Origin of the sequence: Neglectibacter caecimuris (genome assembly GCF_034335015.1) — a bacterium.
Classification (GTDB): domain Bacteria; phylum Bacillota; class Clostridia; order Oscillospirales; family Acutalibacteraceae; genus Acutalibacter; species Acutalibacter caecimuris_A.
The window spans coordinates 122,083-141,111 of sequence record NZ_JAWXXK010000006.1 but is presented as its reverse complement, the minus strand read 5'-3'; the positions used below and the strand labels follow the sequence as shown (position 1 = coordinate 141,111).

The window sequence follows — 19,029 nt, the reverse complement described above, 5'->3', positions numbered from 1 at the left end:
CCTTCTTTGATTTTTATGTCGTTGGCGTTACCCGTTTCCATTATATCAAAGGGGACCTTTTCTTTAACCTAAAACCTAATTGACACTTTCGCTTTCCTTTTCTCCACCGACTTAGCCGGTGGTTAACTATATAGTAAAAAAGTGAAATAGTCACCCTTACGGGCAGCTGTTTCACTTTTTGCAGGGGCAGAAGGATTTGATTCTCGCCTGTCGTCCCGGCGGGACACACTCACCCCTCGGCATGCGGTTTTAGAGTGACTGTTGGATTTGAATTAAGCCACATTGCAGCTGGATTTTTTTGGCAGTGTTGAGCCGTTTCAAAGTGGCAAGTACACGCCCCAAAACCTTCTGATGATTTCTTGATGATATTTCGAGTTTTTACTCACAGTCAGGTCAAAATTCGAGACGCTGAAAACAAAGAAAATTGCACCATGTCATCTTTGCTTTGCAGTTCTTGTTGCAGAGCTTTTTTGATAGATTAATAACAATTTGAAGTATTAAATTGTATAAGAGTATATGCTAGAATTTTTTATACACATGAAATGGAGGAAACTCTGTATGGCAAAACCAAAGACAAAAAAGTGCCTTGTGGCAATTAAGCATAACGGCGAATATTACATCCGTCGAAAATTCGGCGAAAACAAGAAATTTCAATTTGTAGAGATTCAGTATGATTGCCAACAAAAGTTTAAAAACAATAATTTTGAGTTAAGACAAGAAATCGTAAAGCAGATACAAGAAGGGACCTCGTTTAGGAACACTATTTACGACAAAAGGCGAAGTGAAAGTGCCGTTTCTTTACGCCGAAGTTGTTTTGACAGACATCTGAAATATGCGATTTTCTTAAGCAATGAAATGAATGAAAAATCAAAAGATATCAATGTTCCTTATAACAAAAAATTAAATGAGCAATGTGATGAGAACACAAAAAAGGTACTGCATGATATAAAAATCAGAGCACTGCTAGCCCCTTTGCTGGTGTACTTGTTGTATGCCATTTCCTTTATTCTTCTTTGTATACTGCGAGTTGCAAATCAACAAAAGCTAGAACTTACTTCTTTTTTATTTGCTATACTTCTTCCATTCGTGAAACATCTAACCCAAATTGTTTTGCGGATTCCTATGAAAACTTGTGCAAAATTTTGGTCATGCTTGTTGAAATCGGAATTCAGACAACTGATTCCGATGTTGGCGTTTCTTTTAGCAGTCGGTATATTAGCGCCGACTTACCCTTTACTTGCTTCTTACAACTTTCCTCTGTCAGAGATAGGAATTGTATTGATTTTTATCGATGCAATCGTTGACCTTTTTCAAAGTGATTTGTAATCACGCATTGCTTTTAAGAAAATCTCGAACAAGGATTCGAAAAGCTTGCGAATTTCTCCTAGATGTGGTATACTGTTTTCAACTATTATGGCATATGTTGCCTGCCCATGCGGGAGGAGCGATTATGCGCTTCATTGGTTCAAAGGCACTTTTGCTTGAGGATATATATGATATCATTTCCGAAGAGATCAAAGGACCCATCGAAACAGTTGGCGATCTGTTCAGCGGTTCAGGCGTTGTTTCTCAATTCTTCAAGCGAAAAGGGTACAAGGTAATAAGCAACGATCTGATGTGCATGAGCTATGTGATAGCCCGTGGGTATCTCGATTTGAACACCGCACCGACTTTCAGCGGCTTGAATGGTATGGACGTGTTTTCCTATTTGAATGGATTACGAGAGCCAGAAGAGTCAGAAAATTCCTTTGTTTTCAAAAACTTTTCCCCAAATGAAGCCTCTGCCCGAATGTATTTTCAGCCAGGAAACGCTAAAAAAATCGATGCCATTCGGCAGCAAATCGAACTGTGGTTTTCTGGCAGTTCAATCACCGAAAATGAGTATTTTTATCTGCTGACATCACTGCTTTTGGCAGTTCCCTATGTTTCAAATATTGCGGGAGTCTATGCGGCTTATCTCAAGCATTGGGATGCCAGAACATACAAGCCGCTGTACTTGGAACCCGTTCCCATTGTTCCAAGCCGCTATCAGTGCGAGGTGTTCAACATGGATGCGGTAGAGTTATGCAAGCACAAGCGGTTTGACCTTGTTTACATTGACCCCCCCTATAACCAAAGACAATATAGCCCCAATTATCATGTGCTGGAAACCATTGCACGTTATGATTCTCCTGCTTTACATGGCGTTACCGGAATGAGGGATTATGAGAGGTCAGATTTCTGCATAAAGGGGAAAGTAAAAAATGCATTTCAAACCTTGTTCAAAAATCTTCAGTCAAAATATGCAATTGTAAGCTATAACAATGAAGGCTTGCTTTCCACAATAGAGCTTACCGATTTGCTTTCTAATTATGGAAAGGTGAAATTGAAGGAAATCCCGTACAGACGGTACAAAAGCAAGATACCGAACAACTCCAAAGGACTGAAAGAACAACTTTACTTTGTCGACATGAGGTGACAGCATGAAAACGGTACTACTGAAAAGTCCCATGAATTATATAGGAAACAAGTATCGTGTTTTGGAGCAGATATTACCTTTGTTTCCGCAATGCAATACCTTCGTCGACCTTTTTGCAGGCGGGCTGGATGTTTCGGTAAATGAAGATGCGGCAGATGTATATTGCAATGACATTAACTGTTACCTCATTGATATTTATAGGGCTTTTCAAGAGAACGGCTACGAAGCGGTTCTCGCTCATGCCGAACAGAGGATCGAAGAATATGGGCTTTCCAAGGAGAATGAGGGAGGGTATCTGGCATTTCGGAACTTCTACAACCATTCTGAAAGAAATCCCCTGGATTTGTATTTGCTGATGAATTATGGCTTCAATTATCAATTCCGCTTTAATTCCAAGCATGAATTCAACAATCCATTTGGAAGGAATCGAAGCAGCTTCAATGCTGCTCTGCAAGAGCGGCTTCAGTTTTTTGTGGAGCGAATTGAGACCTTCAAATTTTCCAGTACAGATTTCCGTGATTTTGATTTTTCAGTCTTGGAAGAGGGTGACTTGATTTATTGTGATCCTCCTTACTCGCTCAGTATCGGTTCCTACAATGACGGCAAACGGGGCTTTAAGGGTTGGTCTAAAAACGATGATCTTGATCTGATGGATATTCTGGATTCCTTGGCTGATCGGGGTGTGAAATTTGCCCTTTCAAACGTGACGGAGCATAAGGGACAGGAACATACCTCATTGAAGCGGTGGGCGGAGAAATATACAACGTATGTGATTGACCGTGCATATGGAAATTGCAGTTACCACTTAAACGATAGAAACACTTCCACGAAAGAGGTGTTGATTACGAATGAGTAGAGCTTTTGGCTGGGTTCAGGACGGCGGCTCCTTTGAAAATTTGAAAAGAGTTTTGGCTGCTATCACCCCCGATTCGGAATTGAATACCCTTTTGCGGGAACAATGGATTCCTGCTTATGTGCCGGAAAGATATGGGCGGCAGGAGCTGATAATGGCGATTACGGGAGAGAACTGCAATGCTGTTCCATACAGTCTTCTGCGAGGAAGCGGCTCTTCCAACCAGCTTACTGTTGCGGAAAATATTGAAATGTTTGGTTACAGAGAGGAAGAAGCAGAAAGGATTGTTCGCAAAGGCGGGCGGGGAAACGCAGCTTGCTCCGGCATTGGACAAGCTGCTGTACCGGCGCAGAAGAATATGCCCAACGGAGAAAAGAAGCCTTACCAGAGCGACTGGTCAACAGACAGCTTTATCCGCTGGGGTATTTCTCTTGCGTTTATTAAGTATGATTCCGATACAGATAGCTGTAGTATTTCAAATCTTGGGCGGCGTTTTGCGCTATGTGAAGCTGGAAGTGATGAAGAAAAGGTTATTCTGGGAGAAGCGTTGGAATCCTATCCGCCCGCTTGCCGTGTCTTAAGACTGTTAGCAGAACAAGGGCATTTGACAAAATTTGAGATTGGCAGACAGCTTGGCTTTGTTGGGGAGGCTGGATTCACTTCCCTGCCGCAGTCCTATTATGTAGGTGGGATATGCACGGCAGCTACTCTTGCAGAAAAAGCAGAAATCAGAGCAAATTTTGAGGGCAGCAGCGATAAATATGCCAGAATGATTGCCGGTTGGCTTTGTAAGATCGGCTGGATTGAAAAGATTCCGAAAACCGTTACAGAGTGGTATCTTGGCAGAAATTACACCGTGGAAATCGGACAAAGCTATATGATAACCGCACAAGGTCTGTCCCGTTTGAATCGGATTTTGGGGAGAAGCCGGCATCGCCGTTCTCCGAAAGTTGTATTCTGGAATATGCTCGCTACGGCAGCGCCCGATAGTAATTATCTTCGCAATCGAAGATGTTATATCTTGAAATCCCTTGTCAGTCCTAAGACTGTAGAAGAGATTCAAGTGTATCTCGCCGCTAAAGAAATCGAAGCTTCTACAGTGACAATTCAAGACGATTTGCAAAATTTCACTGATATTGGCTTGGAAATTGAACGCAGGGATGCACGCTATAAGCTGAAAGACGAAATTGTTCAGTTGGAAATTCCTGCTGAGGCTGTGTATACAGAAAGGACGGAGCTTTCTGTAGTGAAAGATGAAGTGAGAGCGCAGTTGACCAGCATTGACCACAGATATTTGGCATTGATTGATTTGGCTTATGACCACAATTCAAGCCGAGAGTTTGAAATTGAAACCATGTCTCTTTTGACAGAAGAACTGGATTTTCAGGGTCTGCATCTCGGTGGCTCTCGAAAGCCCGATGGTCTGTTCTATAAAAACGCAGACGGTGTGATCGTCGATACAAAAGCCTATTCCAATGGATATAACCTGCCAATCCCGCAGGCGGACGAAATGATTCGTTACATTGAAGAAAACAAATCAAGAGGCGACATCAATCGTAACCACTGGTGGGAGAACTTCAGCGATGAAGTTCAGAATTTTAGTTTTCTCTTTGTTTCTTCAGAATTTCGTGGCTCATTTCTGGATAATATCCGTTATATCCACGACAGGACAGGTTATTGTGGATCGGTGATTTCCGCTAAAAATTTGCTGTTGTTTGCGGAAAGAGTCAGCTCCGGAGAACTGGCGTATGAGGAGAGCTTTGATGTGCTAAGGGGCAATGATGAAGCTGGGTGTGAAAGAATGTAAGTTTTGATTCTTTTTCTATATCTGTGGGATCACAGTTCATTAGTGCATTCGCAGCATATCCTCTTGTACAGCGGCGGGCATTGCCCGCCGCTCAGCTGTTTTTTGAGGCATTGAACGGTATGCTTTTTACGATCCACTCCGCAGGTGGTTTATCAAAAACGGAATACCGGTAGGGAGAATTGTCGTGTTCATCAGAACATCATCGGTATCACAAAGCTGTCAACGACATTTTTGAGTAAAAAAGCCCGTTCAAAATCTGACCCGCAGAAAAGAAAACACCAACTCCAGCATGGCTTTTATGTTTCGTGGGGGCACTCTTGCAATAGCGCTTCCGCGGCTTGGCGCAGGGTGACCCTGCGTTCCATAGCGAGCTGTTCGACGGTGCGGTGAGCCTCCCGCTCGGTCAAATGCTTCTGTTCAATCAAAAGCCACTTGGCGCGGTTGACGATCCGCAGCTCCCGAATTTTTTCTTCTACGGTGGCTTGATTTTCCCGCCGCCGACGTAATCGCTCCCGCGTGGCACACAACGCGCGGACGGCTTGAGCGAATAGAACGCCGCTGCTGGGCTTTGAAAGAGCGACGACCCCGCTGGTCACCACCCGATAGTGAAGCTCTTCAAAAAAATCCGTTCCCGCAAGCAGCAGCACTCCCGCGTCCGTTTTGGCACAGGCCTCCTCCGCAAAATCTATTCCGGGGTCGTCCGGCAGAGGAGAATTGACCAGCACCAAATCAAAATCCTGTTCCAGCAAAAGGCGCTTTGCTTCTCCAATGCTGCCCGCCGTGACCACAGGCTCATATTCCCCCGGAGAGAGAAAGGAAGAGAGGGCCTGATTCAGTTTTTTTGACGCAGAAACCAACAATACACTATATGTGTTAGGCTGAAACACCATAGGCCCGCCTCCTTTCCTGAAATACTGGAAAAGCCTGTTTAGTCTCGAAGTAACCGGGCGATCAAACTATAGGGATTTTGCTCCGGACCTTCTACCGGGAACCGCGTTTCCTGCCCATCATGATACGACAACAGGATCATATGATTTGCAGGATAAGAAAAATCGGCATAAAAACCGTTTTGGGCGGCAATGGTGCGCGCCACAGCCCGGAAGATCACCATGCGATCCGCCGCAGCCAGCGGACCGGCACTGTGGAGAAGGATCAGGTTCTGCCCAGGGCCCTTGGCGTGGAGGGAGCCCTTGGGTTGGATCCCCATCTGCTCCAATGTCAGGCAGATGGCCCTGCGCACATTTTCTCCCCGGTCCTCCGGGGCAATGTCCAGATACCCGGCACAGTCGCAGGGATCCTCCGTGGGCAGCCCGTGCTCGTCCAGCCGGAACAGGGTGAATTCCATCAGGGCGTTGAGCAGTAGACCGGAAGGTTTTTTCTCTGCCGCCAGCTTCAGCTGCCGGCGGGGATCCTCCTCAAAGGGGGAGCCGTCCGGCAGGCACAGGTCGCAGAACATATGGGCCACCTTCCCGTGTTGGGGCCGCCAGGGGAGCTGGATCAGCGTTTCGGGATCGGGGAAAAGCAGGAGCTTTCCCTCCGGCAGTCCCTCCAGCACGCTGCTTTCCAGGGGAAAGCCGTTTTCAAAGACCTCCGGCAGCTCACCGGGCATGACGGCCACGTTTTTCTGCCTGCCCTGCTTGTCGCAGAACGCCAGGCGGATAAACTTCACGTCCTCGCTTTCCACATACTGTATCACATCGTCCCAGGTAAATTTCATAGCGATGTCATTTCTCCTTCTCTCAGTTTGCAACGTACATCTGGCGGTATGGGTTCCGGCCGTCCGGAGTCACCAGGGTAAAGGGCGCATCCAGAACCTCCGCCGGATCTTTGCCGAAACAGCGGCAGAACTCCTCCACATAGGAACGGATCATCTCCAGGTCATTTTCGGAGGCGGGCCGGGCGGTGACTTGTGCGGGAAACAGAATGTCCCGGCAGTCGGAGCGCAGGAAGACCTTCCCGCCGTGCATTCCCGTGCAGGGAAAATTTCCCACAATGGGGCCGGAGGTGTTCAGGCCCAAAACCAGAATGATCCCGCCGGCCTGATATTCCCCCAAAAAGCTGCCCGCCTTGCCGCCGATGACCATGACCGGCAGCTTATCCTCGTATTCCTTCATGTGAACGCCGCAGCGGTAGCCTGCGCAGCCCTCCACCAGAATGGAGCCGCCCCGCATGGCATAGCCCGCGGTGTCGCCCACGTTGCCGTGGATCACAATGCGCCCGGCGTTCATGGTGTCGCCCACGGCGTCCTGGGCGTTGCCCATCACCTCCAGGCTGCCCCCGTTGAGGTAGGCTCCCAGGGCGTTTCCGGGGATCCCGGTGATTCTGACGTCCAGCTGCTTCATGCCTGCGCCAAGAAAGCGCTGGCCCAGGCAGTCTTTAAGCAGTACCTGCCCGGAGGACTGTTCCAAAAGAGTTCCCAATTCCTGAAAGCTCTTTCCGGCGGCGGAAATTTCCTTTGCTGCTGTCATTATACCACACCTCCCAGAGTTTGACCACGATATTGCGCGCCAAAAGGCAGAAGCCCCGGCGATTTTTTCACAGCCTCAAAATCCAGGGAACTCAGCGGCCGCTGTTCCCGGATCAGAGCGGTGTAGATCCCGGCCCGCTCCACGTTCCCCAGCAACAGGAATCCCCAAAGCCGGTCGTCCTTGATAAAGAGGCGTTTCATGGTGTTCTTTCCCTTTTCTTCATAGACCTCTGCCCCCTCCGGACAGCTACCCGCCGTCATCAAATGAAGGCCAAAAAATCCGATGGAATTCATGGGAACGTCGGAAAGGAAGCGCTCCGTTCCTCCGGCCATGTTTCTTCCTGCGCACAGGCCCTGCATGGCGGCATGGGGCAAAATAAGATACGGCCCGGTGCAGTCTCCGGCGGCGTACACATGGGGCAGGCTGGTTTTCATGGCGGGATCTGTCACGATGCTCCGTTCCGCCGCTCCGCCCGCCTCCCTCAGCAGGACGGTATTGGGCCGCACGCCCACCGCCAGCACCAGCACATCGAATTCCACCGTTTCTCCCCCGGTGAGCCGGGCGGTATGTTCCGTAAATTCCTCCACGGTTTTTCCAAGCCTCAAAGCAATTCCATTTTGCTCCAGATGCGCTTCCACCAGGGCGGCGCTGTCCGTCTGCAAAATGCTGGAAAGCACATGCGGCGCTAAGTCGCAGACAGTGATCTCCTTTGCACGGCCATGGAGTCCCTCCGCCGCCTTCAGGCCGATAAGCCCGCCGCCCAGGATCAATACCCGGCTTTCCGGCGTGACGGCCTGCTTCAGGGCCTGGGCGTCGGAAAGGGTGAGAAAGGAGAACTTTTTTCCCACCCGCTCCAGCCCCTTCATGGGCGGCACAAAGGGAACAGAGCCGGTGCAGAGGCAGAGCTCGTCATAAAAGAGAGCGCTGCCATCTGAAAGCAGTACCTGCCGCTTTTCCGGCAGCAGCCTTTCCGCCCTGATCCCGTGAAGGGCGTTGACGCGGTTTCTTTCGTAAAAATCCTGTCCCCGGTAGCTCATGCGGGAAAGGTCGGTTTTTCCTTCCAGATAGTAGGAGATCAACGGCCGGCCGTAATTGGAAACAGGCTCTTCGGAAATCAGCGTGATCCTTCCCGCAGGATCGCGGCTGCGAATTCCCTCGATACAGCTTACACCGGCGACCCCGCCGCCGATGATGACATATTGCTTCACGCTTTCTCCTCCCCTTCCTCAAAAACAATAGCGCCGTTGGGACAGCCCTTGACGCAGGCCGGCTCACCGCAGGCGTTATCCAGGCAAAGCTCGCACTTCAGCGCCGATCCGTCGGGCCCGGCGGTCACGGCCCCATAGGGGCAGACCAATACGCAGGTCAGGCAGCCCACGCATTTTTCCCGGTCGATCCGCACCGCGCCCTCCTTCTTTTCCAGCGCTCCGGAAATGCAGCTTCTGACGCAGATGGGATCGTCACAATGGCGGCAGCTTACCGCAAAGCTGATTTTATCGTCTTCCTCGATCCGGATCCGGGGAAAAATAGGCTTTCCCTTCAGCGCCTTTCCCATATCATCGCTTCCGCTGCCCGCAAAGGCACAGTTATATTCGCACAAATGGCACCCAAGGCACCATTTTTCCTTGACATAAATCCGTTTCATGCTCCCGCGTGGGAGATCCCCAGGATCTCCAGCTCCTTTTCAGTTAGTCCGATGCCCCGAAGCATCAGCCGGTTGCCCCGCAGGGCTTCGATGGAGTTGATGCCCATGCCGCCCATCAACTCCTTGATCTCGTGGTTCCATGCAGTCATCAGATTCACAAGACGTTGGGAACCGATATCCGGGTTCAGCCGCTTGACCAGCTCCGGCCGCTGGGTGGCAATGCCCCAGTTGCACTTGCCGGTCTGGCAGGTACGGCACAGGTGGCAGCCCAAAGCCAGCAGTGCCGCCGTGGCAACGTAAACGGCGTCCGCTCCCAGGGCGACGGCCTTTACCACATCGGCGGAGGAGCGGATACTGCCGCCCACCACCAGGCTCACACTGCTGCGGATCCCCTCGTCCCGCAGGCGCTGATCCACGGCGGCCAAAGCCAGCTCAATGGGGATTCCCACGCTGTCCCGGATCCGGGTGGGCGCCGCGCCGGTGCCGCCCCGGAAACCGTCGATGGCAATGATATCCGCTCCGCTGCGGGCAATGCCGCTGGCAATCGCCGCAATATTATGAACCGCCGCCACTTTGACGATGACGGGCTTCCGGTGGTGGGTCGCCTGCTTCAGGGAATAGACCAGCTGGCGCAGATCCTCGATGGAGTAAATATCGTGATGCGGCGCGGGAGAGATCGCGTCGGAGCCTTCCGGGATCATTCTGGTGCGGGAAATGTCCGCCCCCACCTTGGCGCCGGGCAGATGTCCGCCGATCCCGGGCTTCGCGCCCTGTCCCATTTTGATCTCAATGGCCGCGCCCGCATTGAGATAGTCCTCATGCACGCCGAACCGGCCGCTTGCCACCTGTACAATGGTGTTGGGGCCATAGGCGTAAAAATCCTCGTGAAGCCCTCCCTCGCCGGTGTTGTAGTAAATCCCCAGCTCTTCGGCGGCCCTGGCCAGGCTTTCATGGGCATTGTAGCTGATGGAGCCATAGCTCATAGCGGAGAACATGACCGGCATGGAAAGCTCCAGCTGGGGAGGAAGCTCGCAGCTCAGGGAGCCGTCCGGCCTCCGTTCCGGCCGGGTGGGCTTTTTTCCCAGAAAGACCCGGGTCTCCATCGGCTCCCGCAGAGGGTCGATGGAGGGGTTTGTCACCTGAGAGGCATTGATCAGCAGCTTATCCCAATAGACGGGATAGGGCTTGGGATTCCCCATGGAGGAAAGCAGCACGCCGCCGCTCCCCGCCTGCTTGTAGACCTCCTTGATAGTGTCGCTGTCCCAGTTGGCGTTTTCCCGAAGGGCGCAGTCGGATTTTACAATTTTCAGCGCCCTTGTGGGGCACAGGGAAACGCACCGTTGGCAGTCCACACATTTTGTCTCATCGCTGAACATTTTTTGGAGATCACCGTCATAGCGGTGGACCTCGTTTGCACACTGGCGCTCACAGACCCGGCACTGGATACAGCGGTCCTCATTCCGGATCACTTCAAATTCCGGAGCAAAATAAGAAATTCCCATCAGTAAGCTCCCTCCTTCACACGGACGATGACCGGATCCCCGCCGGAGGGGGCCCAGATATTCTCCGCCGCCGGCTCCATGGCGCAGATGGCGGCCTCCTCACTGGCGAGAAAGACCAGGTCGTCCTTTTCTCCCACTACCATGCTGCGCAGCTTCAGGCGGTCGTTTAAGGCCATCAGCCCGCCGGAGAAGCCCAGGATAATGGAAAAGGGGCCGGTGATCAGCAGGCTGGAGAAAACGGTTCGCAGGTAAGAAAGCTGACGGCGCTCCGCTTCGGGCCTGCGTTCGATAGTGCTCCAGAAGGGAGCCGCTATCACAGAGGCCGTCTCCGACAGGGAAAGCCCCTGCTTCCGCTGAAGGAAATCAGCGATATAGGTAATGACCTCCGTATCGGTCTGCAGGGTGCATTTATAGCCGTACATCTCGATAAACCGCCGGTTTGCGTCGTAGGAGGAGATCTCTCCGTTATGTACGATGGTGCGGTCCAAAAGGGCAAAGGGGTGCGCCCCGCCCCACCAGCCGGGAGTGTTGGTGGGATAACGGCCGTGGGCGGTCCAGCAGTAGGCCTCGTATTCCTCCAGCCGGTAAAATTCCCCCACGTCCTCCGGGTAGCCCACCGCCTTGAAGACCCCCATGTTCTTTCCGCTGGAAAACACATAGGCCCCATCGATAGTGGTGTTGATGCGCATGACCGCCCGAGCGATAAACTCGTTTTCGTCCAGCTGCATTCTTTGCAGCACCGAGCGCAGAGGGGTGACGAAATACCGCCAGATCAGGGGTTCATCCGTGATGGCCGGCAGCTTTCGGGTGGGTATGTTTTCCGCCCGGACGATCTCCAGCACAGAGCGCAAATAGGTCTCGCACTCGCTTCTGACACTGTCGTTGTCGTAAAAGATGTGCAGGGCAAAGAAATCCCGGTACTCCGGGTAGATGCCGTAGCCGGCAAAGCCGCCGCCCAGGCCGTTGGAGCGCTCGTGCATGGGCCGCATGGAGCGAATGATACCCTCGCCGGTCATTCTGCGGCCCTCCCGGGAGATCACTGCGGAAATTGCACAGCCGGAGGGGATCCGCACCTTCCCTTCTTTCAGATTCGGAGCTGTCATAACAATCCCTTTCCTTTCCTGAATAAAGAAAGAACAAAGGCGCTTTCTTTTCTTTGCCCGCAGCAAACAAAAGAGAACGCCTTTGTTCTCAGCGCATATTATACAATATGAAGGGGCGGCTTGTCAATACTTCATATTCAAAAAATTTTTTTGAAAAAATCGAAGAAAAATGAAGCTTTGCACTTGACAACTTGCAAAAACAGGTGTATAGTAGTCGGCGTTGAGAGACAACGGCGTCTCGGAGGAAGCTCCGGCTGTTGTCTCTCTTTTTTGTTTGTCAATCTTTGTTGAAGGAGCGGTCAATATGGAAAATAAGCAAAATGTCCCCAGCTATTTCGGAAGCATGGTCTTTGACGACCAGGTCATGCGGGCCCGGCTGTCCCCGGAAATCTATCATTCCCTGAAACAGACGATCCGCAGGGGAGCAAGGCTGGATCTGTCCCTGGCCAACGCGGTGGCCGCCGCCATGTGCGCTTGGGCGGTGGAGAAAGGGGCCACTCATTTTACTCACTGGTTCCAGCCCCTGACAGGCATTACGGCGGAAAAGCACGACAGCTTCATCAACCCCGCGCCGGACGGGCGGGTGATCATGGAATTCTCCGGAAAAGAGCTGATCCGGGGCGAGCCGGACGCTTCCTCCTTCCCCTCCGGCGGCCTGCGGGCCACCTTTGAAGCCAGGGGCTACACCGCCTGGGACCCCACCAGCTATGCTTTCATCAAGGGAAAAACCCTGTGTATTCCCACGGCCTTCTGCTCCTACGGTGGAGAAGCCCTGGATAAAAAAACGCCCCTGCTGCGTTCCATGGAAGCCCTGAACCGGCAGGCTCTGCGGATTTTGAAGCTTTTCGGCCATGATGAGGTCACCAGGGTCACCACCAGCGTGGGGCCGGAACAGGAATACTTTCTGGTGGACCGGGAGATGTACTTAAAGCGCAGGGATCTGATCTACACTGGCCGCACTCTGTTTGGGGCAAAGCCCCCCAAGGGGCAGGAGCTGGAGGATCACTATTTCGGTTCTATTAAACCCAGAGTTCAGGCCTATATGGACGACCTGAACGAGGAGCTGTGGAAGCTGGGGGTGCTGGCGAAAACAGAGCACAACGAGGTCGCTCCCGCCCAGCATGAGCTTGCCCCCATTTATTCCAGCACTAACGCGGCCACCGACCACAACCAGCTGACCATGGAGATCATGAAGAAGGTGGCAAGAAAGCACGGCCTCGTGTGCCTGCTTCATGAAAAGCCCTTTGCCGGGGTCAACGGCAGCGGCAAGCACAACAACTGGTCCATGGCTACCGATACGGGAGTAAACCTTCTTTCTCCCGGCGAGACCCCCTATGAGAACGCCCAGTTCCTGCTGTTCCTGGTGGCGGTGATCAAGGCGGTGGATGAATACCAGAGCCTGCTGCGTCTCAGCGTGGCCACCGCTGGGAACGATCACCGGCTGGGGGCAAACGAAGCCCCGCCCGCCGTGATCTCCATTTTCCTGGGCGACGAGCTTTCCGCCGTGCTGGAGGCCATTGAAACGGATTCCCCCTATGCCGGAGCAAAGAAACAGAAAATGATTCTCGGGGTAGACGCCCTCCCCAGGATCACCCGGGACGCCACCGACCGCAACCGCACCTCTCCCTTTGCCTTTACCGGCAACAAGTTTGAGTTCCGCATGGTGGGCTCCAGCAACTCCATTGCCTGCGCCAACATTATGCTCAACGCCGCTGTGGCGGAGGCGTTGCGGCAGTTTGCCGATACGCTGGAGGGGGCAAAAGACTTTGACAGCGCCCTGCATACGCTCATTAAGGAAACCATCACCGCCCACAAGCGGATCATCTTCAACGGCAACGGCTACGATGAAAGCTGGATCAAAGAAGCCGTGGAACAGCGGGGACTTTTGAACCTGCCCACCACGCCGGACGCCATGGCTCGTCTGTTGGATCAAGAGAATGTGGATATGCTCGTTTCCCAAGGTGTATTCCGGGAAAGCGAGCTGCGCTCCCGCTATGAGATCCAGCTGGAAAATTACACCCGCACGGTGAAGATCGAGGCCCTGACCATGGTGGATATGGCAAGAAAGGAGATCCTGCCGGCAGCGGCGGGAAGTTCGGCCCGTTTGGCAAAGGCCATAACGGACAAAAAGGCCTCCGGCTGCGCGGTCAGCGGCTATGAACAGAAGCTGAGCGATGTGCTGTGCGCCCTGCTGGACGAAATCGACAGCGCCGCGGAAAAATTGGAAAACGCCGTCGATGGGCTGGAGCGCGCCGGGGACGTTACCGCCGAAGCCTGCTTTATCCGGGACGAAATTCTTCCCGCCATGGAAAAGCTCCGCACGCCCTGCGATAAGGCGGAGACAGTGGTGCCGCGAAAAGATTGGCCCTTCCCCACCTACGGGGATCTGCTGTTCGGCGTATAATCGTTTGCTTTCCAAAAGAAAGGGGTAACAGAGTATGTCAGTTGAATTTTGGTTTTTGATAGGAGCTGCTTTGGTGTTCTGGATGCAGGCGGGCTTTGCCATGGTGGAAACGGGCTTTACCCGGGCCAAAAACGCCGGCAATATTATTATGAAGAACCTGATGGATTTTTGTATTGGCACAGTGGTGTTTTCTTTACTGGGATATACACTGATGATGGGAGAAGACGCCCTGTTCGGCCTGATCGGCCTGCCCAATATGGATTTGTTCACCCATTTCCGGGAGTTCATCGCTTCTCCCGCAGAGGGCTTTACCGATGCTTCCTATTTCGTTTTTAACCTTGTGTTCTGCGCCACCACCGCCACCATCGTGTCCGGCGCCATGGCGGAGCGCACCAAATTTTCCGCCTACTGCATTTATTCCGGTGTGATCTCCCTTCTGGTCTACCCCATCGAGGCGCATTGGATCTGGGGCGGCGGCTGGCTTTCCCAGCTGGGCTTCCACGATTACGCCGGTTCCTGCGCCATTCACATGGTGGGCGGCATTGCGGCCCTGGTGGGAGCGGTCATTCTTGGGCCTAGGATCGGCAAGTATGTTCGGGATAAGAGCGGCAAAGTGATCAAGATAAACGCCATTCCCGGCCATTCCATCCCTCTGGGCGCATTGGGCGTATTCATTCTTTGGCTGGGCTGGTACGGCTTTAACGGCGCGGCGGCCACCACACCCTCCGAGCTGTCCTCCATTTTTCTGACTACCACCATCGCCCCCTCTGTGGCCACCTGCACCACCATGATCTATACCTGGGTCAAAAACGGAAAGCCCGATGTTTCCATGTGCCTGAACGCTTCTCTGGCAGGCCTGGTGGGCGTTACCGCGGGCTGCGACGCCTTTGACGCTATCGGCGCTTCCGTTGTAGGCATTGTTTCCGGCATTCTGGTAGTGGTCGTGGTAGAGGTGCTTGACCTGAAGCTGCATGTAGACGATCCCGTGGGCGCTGTAGGCGTTCACATGGCAAACGGCGCCTGGGGCACCCTGGCAGTAGGTCTTCTGGCAAACCCGGACGCGCCCGCCGGACTTTCCGGCCTGTTCTATACCGGCAGCTTCCGCCTGCTGGGAATCCAGTTCCTCGGCTTTGCGGCGGTGGCCGTCTATGCGGCAGCCGCCATGCTCGTCACCTTCCAGGTCATTCGGAAGACCAACGGACTCCGGGCCGAAGCGGAGGATGAGCTCAGGGGCCTGGATATTTCCGAGCACGGCCTTCCCAGCGCTTATGCGGATTTTGCCCCCGCTGTGGAGAAGTACGCCGCCTTTGCCTCCAGTGAGGAAATCGTCGCCGTAACCGGCACCACTCCGGTGGCGGAGGCCGTCCCGGTCAAGCGGGAGCCTTCCTTCGAACCTGACGGCAGCAAATTCACCAAGGTGGAGATCATCTTCAAGGAAGAGCGGCTATACGCCCTGAAGGAAGCCATGACGAAGCTTGGAATCACCGGTATGACCGTTTCCCACGTCATGGGCTGCGGCATACAGAAGGGCCGCCCGGAATACTACCGCGGCGTGGCGGTGGAGGCAAGTCTGCTGCCCAAAGTGCAGGTGGATATGGTCGTCAGCTCCGTGCCGGTGCGGGACGTGATCGAGACCGCCAAAAAGGTTTTGTATACCGGGCATATCGGCGATGGGAAAATCTTCGTCTATGACGTGGAGAACGTAATAAAGGTGCGCACCGGCGAAGAGGGCTTTGACGCCCTTCAGGACGTGGAATAATGAGAAAGCTCAATGAGGAATGCGGTGTGTTTGGGATTTGCGCCCCGGAATCCCGCGACTTGAGCACATTGACCTATTACGGTCTGACAGCCTTGCAGCACCGGGGGCAGGAAAGCGCCGGGATTGTAGTCAACGACCAGGGGGTGTTTACCGCCTGCCGGGAAGCAGGCCTGGTCAGCGACATCTTTTCTTCCGTCCGGCTCAAAGAGCTGGGCATGGGAACGATCGCCGTAGGGCACGTGCGGTACGCCACCACCGGAGCGGACCGAAAGCGGAACGTTCAGCCTTTGCTGATCAATCACCACAAGGGGCGCATGGCACTGTGCCACAATGGAAATCTTGTCAATGCCTTTGAACTGCGTAAGGAGCTGGAAGAAAACGGATCGATCTTTCATACCACGACAGATTCGGAGGTAATCGCCTATCTTACCGTTCAGGAACGCCTGCGCTGCGGAAGCATTGAGGAAGCGGTAAGCAGAGCCATGCGCAGGATCGACGGGGCCTACTCCCTGGTGATCTCCTCCTCCCGAAAGCTCATTGCCGTCAGAGATCCTCACGGCTTCCGGCCGCTCTGTATGGGAAAGCGGGAGGACGGCGCGATTGTATTCGCTTCCGAAAGCTGTGCGCTGGACGCTGTTGGGGCCGCCTTTGTCCGTGACGTTCTCCCCGGCGAGATCATCGTGGCGGAAAAGGGAGCCGTGCGCAGCAGCATCCGTCCCCTCGGAAGCTGCCCAAAAACACTTCCAAAAACACTTTGCGCCTTTGAATACATCTACTTTTCCCGTCCCGATTCCATCATAGACGGCGTAAGCGTCACGCTGGCAAGGCAGAACGCGGGCCTGCTGCTTGCGAAGGAACACCCCGCGGCTGCCGATTTAGTCATAGGCGTACCCGATTCCGGCCTGGACGCCGCCATTGGTTACGCCAGAGGATCCGGCATTCCCTATGCAATGGGCTTTACCAAAAACAAGTATATCGGCCGCACCTTTATTGCTCCCACGCAGGAGCTGCGGGAAGCGGGAGTGGATTTGAAGCTCAATCCCATCAGTTCGGTGGTAACGGGAAAGCGGGTGGTATTGATCGACGACAGCATTGTTCGCGGCACAACCAGCAAACGGATCATCGCCCAGCTTCGAAGAGCCGGAGCGGCGGAGGTGCATATGCGTGTGTGCGCTCCGCCCTTTACGGCGCCCTGTTGGTACGGCACCGACATCGACAGCCCGGAAAATCTCATTGCGAACCGCCACACTCCGGAAGAAATTGCAAAGCTCATCGGCGCGGACAGTTTGGGATATCTCAGCCTTGACAGTGTTAGACAGTTTTCCCCGGAAGGACTTTGCACCGCCTGTTTCGGTGGCGGATATCCCACCGCGGTGCCTGCTCATGGAGAGAAAGCAAGATTTGAGGGAAAAATCGTAGATTGACAGAAAGGAGAACGCCTATGTGCTCCATTCTCGGATTCACAGAGCAAAGCGTCCCTGAGAAGCAGCTGAAGCGCTGCTTTGCCCGCACCCATTCCAGAGGGCCGGATATGGAACGGCTTGAAAATGCGGGAAAGGGCTGTCTTGGCTTTCAGCGCCTCGCCATCATGGGGCTTGAAGAAAGCGGCATGCAGCCCTTTCATCTGGGAAAGAATGCGGTGGTCTGCAACGGAGAGCTTTACGGCTTCCGCCCCAAAAAGAAAATGCTGGAGCAGGCGGGCTATCGCTTTCAAAGCGGCTCCGACTGCGAGATCCTTCTACCCCTCTACCGGGAATACGGCGTAAATATGTTTTCCATGCTGGACGCGGAATTTGCACTGATCCTGTACGATGGCGAAAAGCAGGACTGGATCGCCGCCAGGGACCCCATCGGCATTCGTCCCCTCTATTATGGAACGCTTGACAGCGGCGCCATGGCCTTCGCCAGCGAGCCGAAAAATCTGATGGGCTTAGTCGAAGCGATCCGTCCTTTCCCCCCCGGCTGCTATTACGCGAACGGTTCGTTCACCCGCTACGCCGATCCATCCGCCTCCACAGAAACCGTAAGCGGCGGTCTCGACGCCATCTGCACCGGAATTCGGGAAAGACTCATCGCGGGGGTGGAAAAGCGCCTGGACGCCGACGCCCCCTTGGGCTTTCTGCTTTCCGGCGGCCTCGATTCAAGCCTTGTCTGCGGAATTGCTTCCCGGCTCTTGAAAAAGCCGATCCGAACCTTTGCCATCGGCATGGACAGGGACGCCATCGACCTGAAGTATGCCCGCCAAACAGCGGATTTCATAGGCGCTGAGCATACAGAGGTCTATATGACCCGGCAGGACGTGCTGAACAACCTGAAAACGGTGATCTCCCTGCTGGGGACCTGGGATATCACCACCATCCGGGCCAGCATGGGCATGTACCTGTGCTGCAAGGCGATCCATGAGCAGACGGACGTGCGGGTGCTGCTTACGGGAGAGATCAGCGACGAGCTGTTCGGCTATAAATATACGGATTTTGCCCCCTCACCGGAAGCCTTTCAGCAGGAGGCGCAAAAACGCGTCAGAGAACTGCACCAGTACGATGTGCTCCGCGCCGACCGCTGTATCTCCGTAAACTCTTTGGAAGCCCGGGTCCCCTTTGGCGATCTGGAATTTGTGCGGTATGTGATGAGTATAGACCCCGCTTTGAAAACAAACACCTACGGCATGGGGAAATATCTGCTGCGAAAGGCTTTTGAGAACGATAAGCTTTTGCCGGAGGAAATTCTCTGGCGGCAGAAGGCGGCCTTTTCCGACGCGGTGGGTCATTCCATGGTGGACGATTTGAAAGCGCTGGCGGAAAGCGTCTACACCGACAGGGAATTTGAGGAAAAGCGGCAAGGCTATTCTCACGGCAGGCCCTTTACCAAAGAAAGCCTTTTGTATCGTGAAATTTTCGAGGAAAGCTACCCGGGCCAGGCCGAAATGATCTCCGATTTCTGGATGCCAAACCGCAGCTGGAAAGGCTGTGAGGTCAACGACCCTTCCGCCCGTGTGCTTTCCAACTATGGAGAAAGCGGGAAATAAAGCAA

15 protein-coding genes are annotated in these 19,029 nt (G+C 53.5%); 8 read left to right on the top strand and 7 right to left on the bottom strand.

The window, feature by feature from the left end:
- Positions 1 to 558 precede the first annotated feature (558 nt).
- The 4 genes from U8T64_RS10165 to U8T64_RS10150 all read left to right on the top strand — a co-directional run bounded on the left by U8T64_RS10165 (position 559) and on the right by U8T64_RS10150 (position 5,118).
- Positions 559 to 1,326, top strand: coding sequence for a hypothetical protein (locus U8T64_RS10165; protein WP_322183300.1), 768 nt, complete (start codon positions 559 to 561; stop codon positions 1,324 to 1,326).
- A 124-nt stretch (positions 1,327 to 1,450) separates the two neighbouring features.
- On the top strand, positions 1,451 to 2,458 hold the full coding sequence (locus U8T64_RS10160) for a DNA adenine methylase (RefSeq protein ID WP_322183299.1): 1,008 nt from the start codon (positions 1,451 to 1,453) through the stop codon (positions 2,456 to 2,458).
- A gap of 4 nt (positions 2,459 to 2,462) precedes the next feature.
- Positions 2,463 to 3,314, top strand: a complete 852-nt coding sequence (locus U8T64_RS10155; RefSeq protein WP_322183298.1) for a Dam family site-specific DNA-(adenine-N6)-methyltransferase — start codon at positions 2,463 to 2,465, stop codon at positions 3,312 to 3,314.
- Positions 3,307 to 5,118 carry a restriction endonuclease FokI C-terminal domain-containing protein gene (locus U8T64_RS10150; protein ID WP_322183297.1) on the top strand — a complete coding sequence of 604 codons (1,812 nt, stop codon included), beginning with the start codon at positions 3,307 to 3,309 and terminating at the stop codon, positions 5,116 to 5,118. Before U8T64_RS10155 ends, U8T64_RS10150 begins: the two co-directional genes overlap by 8 nt.
- Positions 5,119 to 5,414: 296 nt before the next feature.
- Here U8T64_RS10150 and U8T64_RS10145 read toward each other — a convergent pair whose 3' ends face one another.
- Genes U8T64_RS10145 through U8T64_RS10115 form a run of 7 tightly spaced genes read right to left on the bottom strand, consistent with a single transcriptional unit; the run spans position 5,415 to position 11,836 of the window.
- Complete coding sequence (locus U8T64_RS10145) at positions 5,415 to 6,008, bottom strand: ANTAR domain-containing response regulator (protein ID WP_322183296.1); 594 nt, start codon at positions 6,006 to 6,008, stop codon at positions 5,415 to 5,417.
- A gap of 38 nt (positions 6,009 to 6,046) precedes the next feature.
- Positions 6,047 to 6,835, bottom strand: coding sequence for a glutamine synthetase beta-grasp domain-containing protein (locus tag U8T64_RS10140; protein ID WP_322183295.1), 789 nt, complete (start codon positions 6,833 to 6,835; stop codon positions 6,047 to 6,049).
- A gap of 22 nt (positions 6,836 to 6,857) precedes the next feature.
- A complete protein-coding gene (locus tag U8T64_RS10135) occupies positions 6,858 to 7,586 on the bottom strand; it encodes a GltB/FmdC/FwdC-like GXGXG domain-containing protein (RefSeq protein ID WP_322183294.1) in 729 nt (242 codons plus the stop codon).
- Entirely contained in the window at positions 7,586 to 8,794 is a 1,209-nt protein-coding gene (locus U8T64_RS10130) for an NAD(P)/FAD-dependent oxidoreductase (protein WP_322183293.1), read from the bottom strand. Before U8T64_RS10130 ends, U8T64_RS10135 begins: the two co-directional genes overlap by 1 nt.
- Positions 8,791 to 9,231, bottom strand: coding sequence for a 4Fe-4S dicluster domain-containing protein (locus tag U8T64_RS10125; protein WP_322183292.1), 441 nt, complete (start codon positions 9,229 to 9,231; stop codon positions 8,791 to 8,793). Before U8T64_RS10125 ends, U8T64_RS10130 begins: the two co-directional genes overlap by 4 nt.
- Positions 9,228 to 10,733, bottom strand: coding sequence for a glutamate synthase-related protein (locus tag U8T64_RS10120; protein ID WP_322183291.1), 1,506 nt, complete (start codon positions 10,731 to 10,733; stop codon positions 9,228 to 9,230). The genes U8T64_RS10125 and U8T64_RS10120 overlap by 4 nt, the downstream gene beginning before the upstream one ends.
- On the bottom strand, positions 10,733 to 11,836 hold the full coding sequence (locus U8T64_RS10115) for a class II glutamine amidotransferase (RefSeq protein WP_367575417.1): 1,104 nt from the start codon (positions 11,834 to 11,836) through the stop codon (positions 10,733 to 10,735). Before U8T64_RS10115 ends, U8T64_RS10120 begins: the two co-directional genes overlap by 1 nt.
- 304 nt (positions 11,837 to 12,140) lie before the next feature.
- Between U8T64_RS10115 and U8T64_RS10110 the strand changes: the two genes are divergently transcribed.
- The 4 genes from U8T64_RS10110 to asnB are packed head-to-tail and all read left to right on the top strand — an operon-like array spanning position 12,141 to position 19,024.
- On the top strand, positions 12,141 to 14,240 hold the full coding sequence (locus U8T64_RS10110) for a glutamine synthetase III family protein (protein WP_322183290.1): 2,100 nt from the start codon (positions 12,141 to 12,143) through the stop codon (positions 14,238 to 14,240).
- 34 nt (positions 14,241 to 14,274) lie between these two features.
- The gene (locus U8T64_RS10105; RefSeq protein ID WP_322183289.1) at positions 14,275 to 15,999 is read left to right on the top strand and encodes an ammonium transporter; all 1,725 of its coding nucleotides are present in this window, start codon (positions 14,275 to 14,277) and stop codon (positions 15,997 to 15,999) included.
- On the top strand, positions 15,999 to 17,423 hold the full coding sequence (purF, locus tag U8T64_RS10100; RefSeq protein WP_322183288.1) for an amidophosphoribosyltransferase: 1,425 nt from the start codon (positions 15,999 to 16,001) through the stop codon (positions 17,421 to 17,423). Before U8T64_RS10105 ends, purF begins: the two co-directional genes overlap by 1 nt.
- Positions 17,424 to 17,440: 17 nt before the next feature.
- Positions 17,441 to 19,024, top strand: a complete 1,584-nt coding sequence (asnB, locus tag U8T64_RS10095) for an asparagine synthase B (protein ID WP_322183287.1) — start codon at positions 17,441 to 17,443, stop codon at positions 19,022 to 19,024.
- The last annotated feature ends 5 nt before the right edge of the window (positions 19,025 to 19,029 follow it).

What these genes read in the sequence shown, in the direction of transcription:
- U8T64_RS10165 (WP_322183300.1), top strand. Translation starts at nt 559, where the DNA reads ATGGCAAAACCAAAGACAAAAAAGTGCCTTGTGGCAATTAAGCATAAC.
- U8T64_RS10160 (WP_322183299.1), top strand. Translation starts at nt 1,451, where the DNA reads ATGCGCTTCATTGGTTCAAAGGCACTTTTGCTTGAGGATATATATGAT.
- U8T64_RS10155 (WP_322183298.1), top strand. Translation starts at nt 2,463, where the DNA reads ATGAAAACGGTACTACTGAAAAGTCCCATGAATTATATAGGAAACAAG.
- U8T64_RS10150 (WP_322183297.1), top strand. Translation starts at nt 3,307, where the DNA reads ATGAGTAGAGCTTTTGGCTGGGTTCAGGACGGCGGCTCCTTTGAAAAT.
- U8T64_RS10145 (WP_322183296.1), bottom strand. Translation starts at nt 6,008, where the DNA reads ATGGTGTTTCAGCCTAACACATATAGTGTATTGTTGGTTTCTGCGTCA.
- U8T64_RS10140 (WP_322183295.1), bottom strand. Translation starts at nt 6,835, where the DNA reads ATGAAATTTACCTGGGACGATGTGATACAGTATGTGGAAAGCGAGGAC.
- U8T64_RS10135 (WP_322183294.1), bottom strand. Translation starts at nt 7,586, where the DNA reads ATGACAGCAGCAAAGGAAATTTCCGCCGCCGGAAAGAGCTTTCAGGAA.
- U8T64_RS10125 (WP_322183292.1), bottom strand. Translation starts at nt 9,231, where the DNA reads ATGAAACGGATTTATGTCAAGGAAAAATGGTGCCTTGGGTGCCATTTG.
- U8T64_RS10120 (WP_322183291.1), bottom strand. Translation starts at nt 10,733, where the DNA reads ATGGGAATTTCTTATTTTGCTCCGGAATTTGAAGTGATCCGGAATGAG.
- U8T64_RS10115 (WP_367575417.1), bottom strand. Translation starts at nt 11,836, where the DNA reads ATGACAGCTCCGAATCTGAAAGAAGGGAAGGTGCGGATCCCCTCCGGC.
- U8T64_RS10110 (WP_322183290.1), top strand. Translation starts at nt 12,141, where the DNA reads ATGGAAAATAAGCAAAATGTCCCCAGCTATTTCGGAAGCATGGTCTTT.
- U8T64_RS10105 (WP_322183289.1), top strand. Translation starts at nt 14,275, where the DNA reads ATGTCAGTTGAATTTTGGTTTTTGATAGGAGCTGCTTTGGTGTTCTGG.
- purF (WP_322183288.1), top strand. Translation starts at nt 15,999, where the DNA reads ATGAGAAAGCTCAATGAGGAATGCGGTGTGTTTGGGATTTGCGCCCCG.
- asnB (WP_322183287.1), top strand. Translation starts at nt 17,441, where the DNA reads ATGTGCTCCATTCTCGGATTCACAGAGCAAAGCGTCCCTGAGAAGCAG.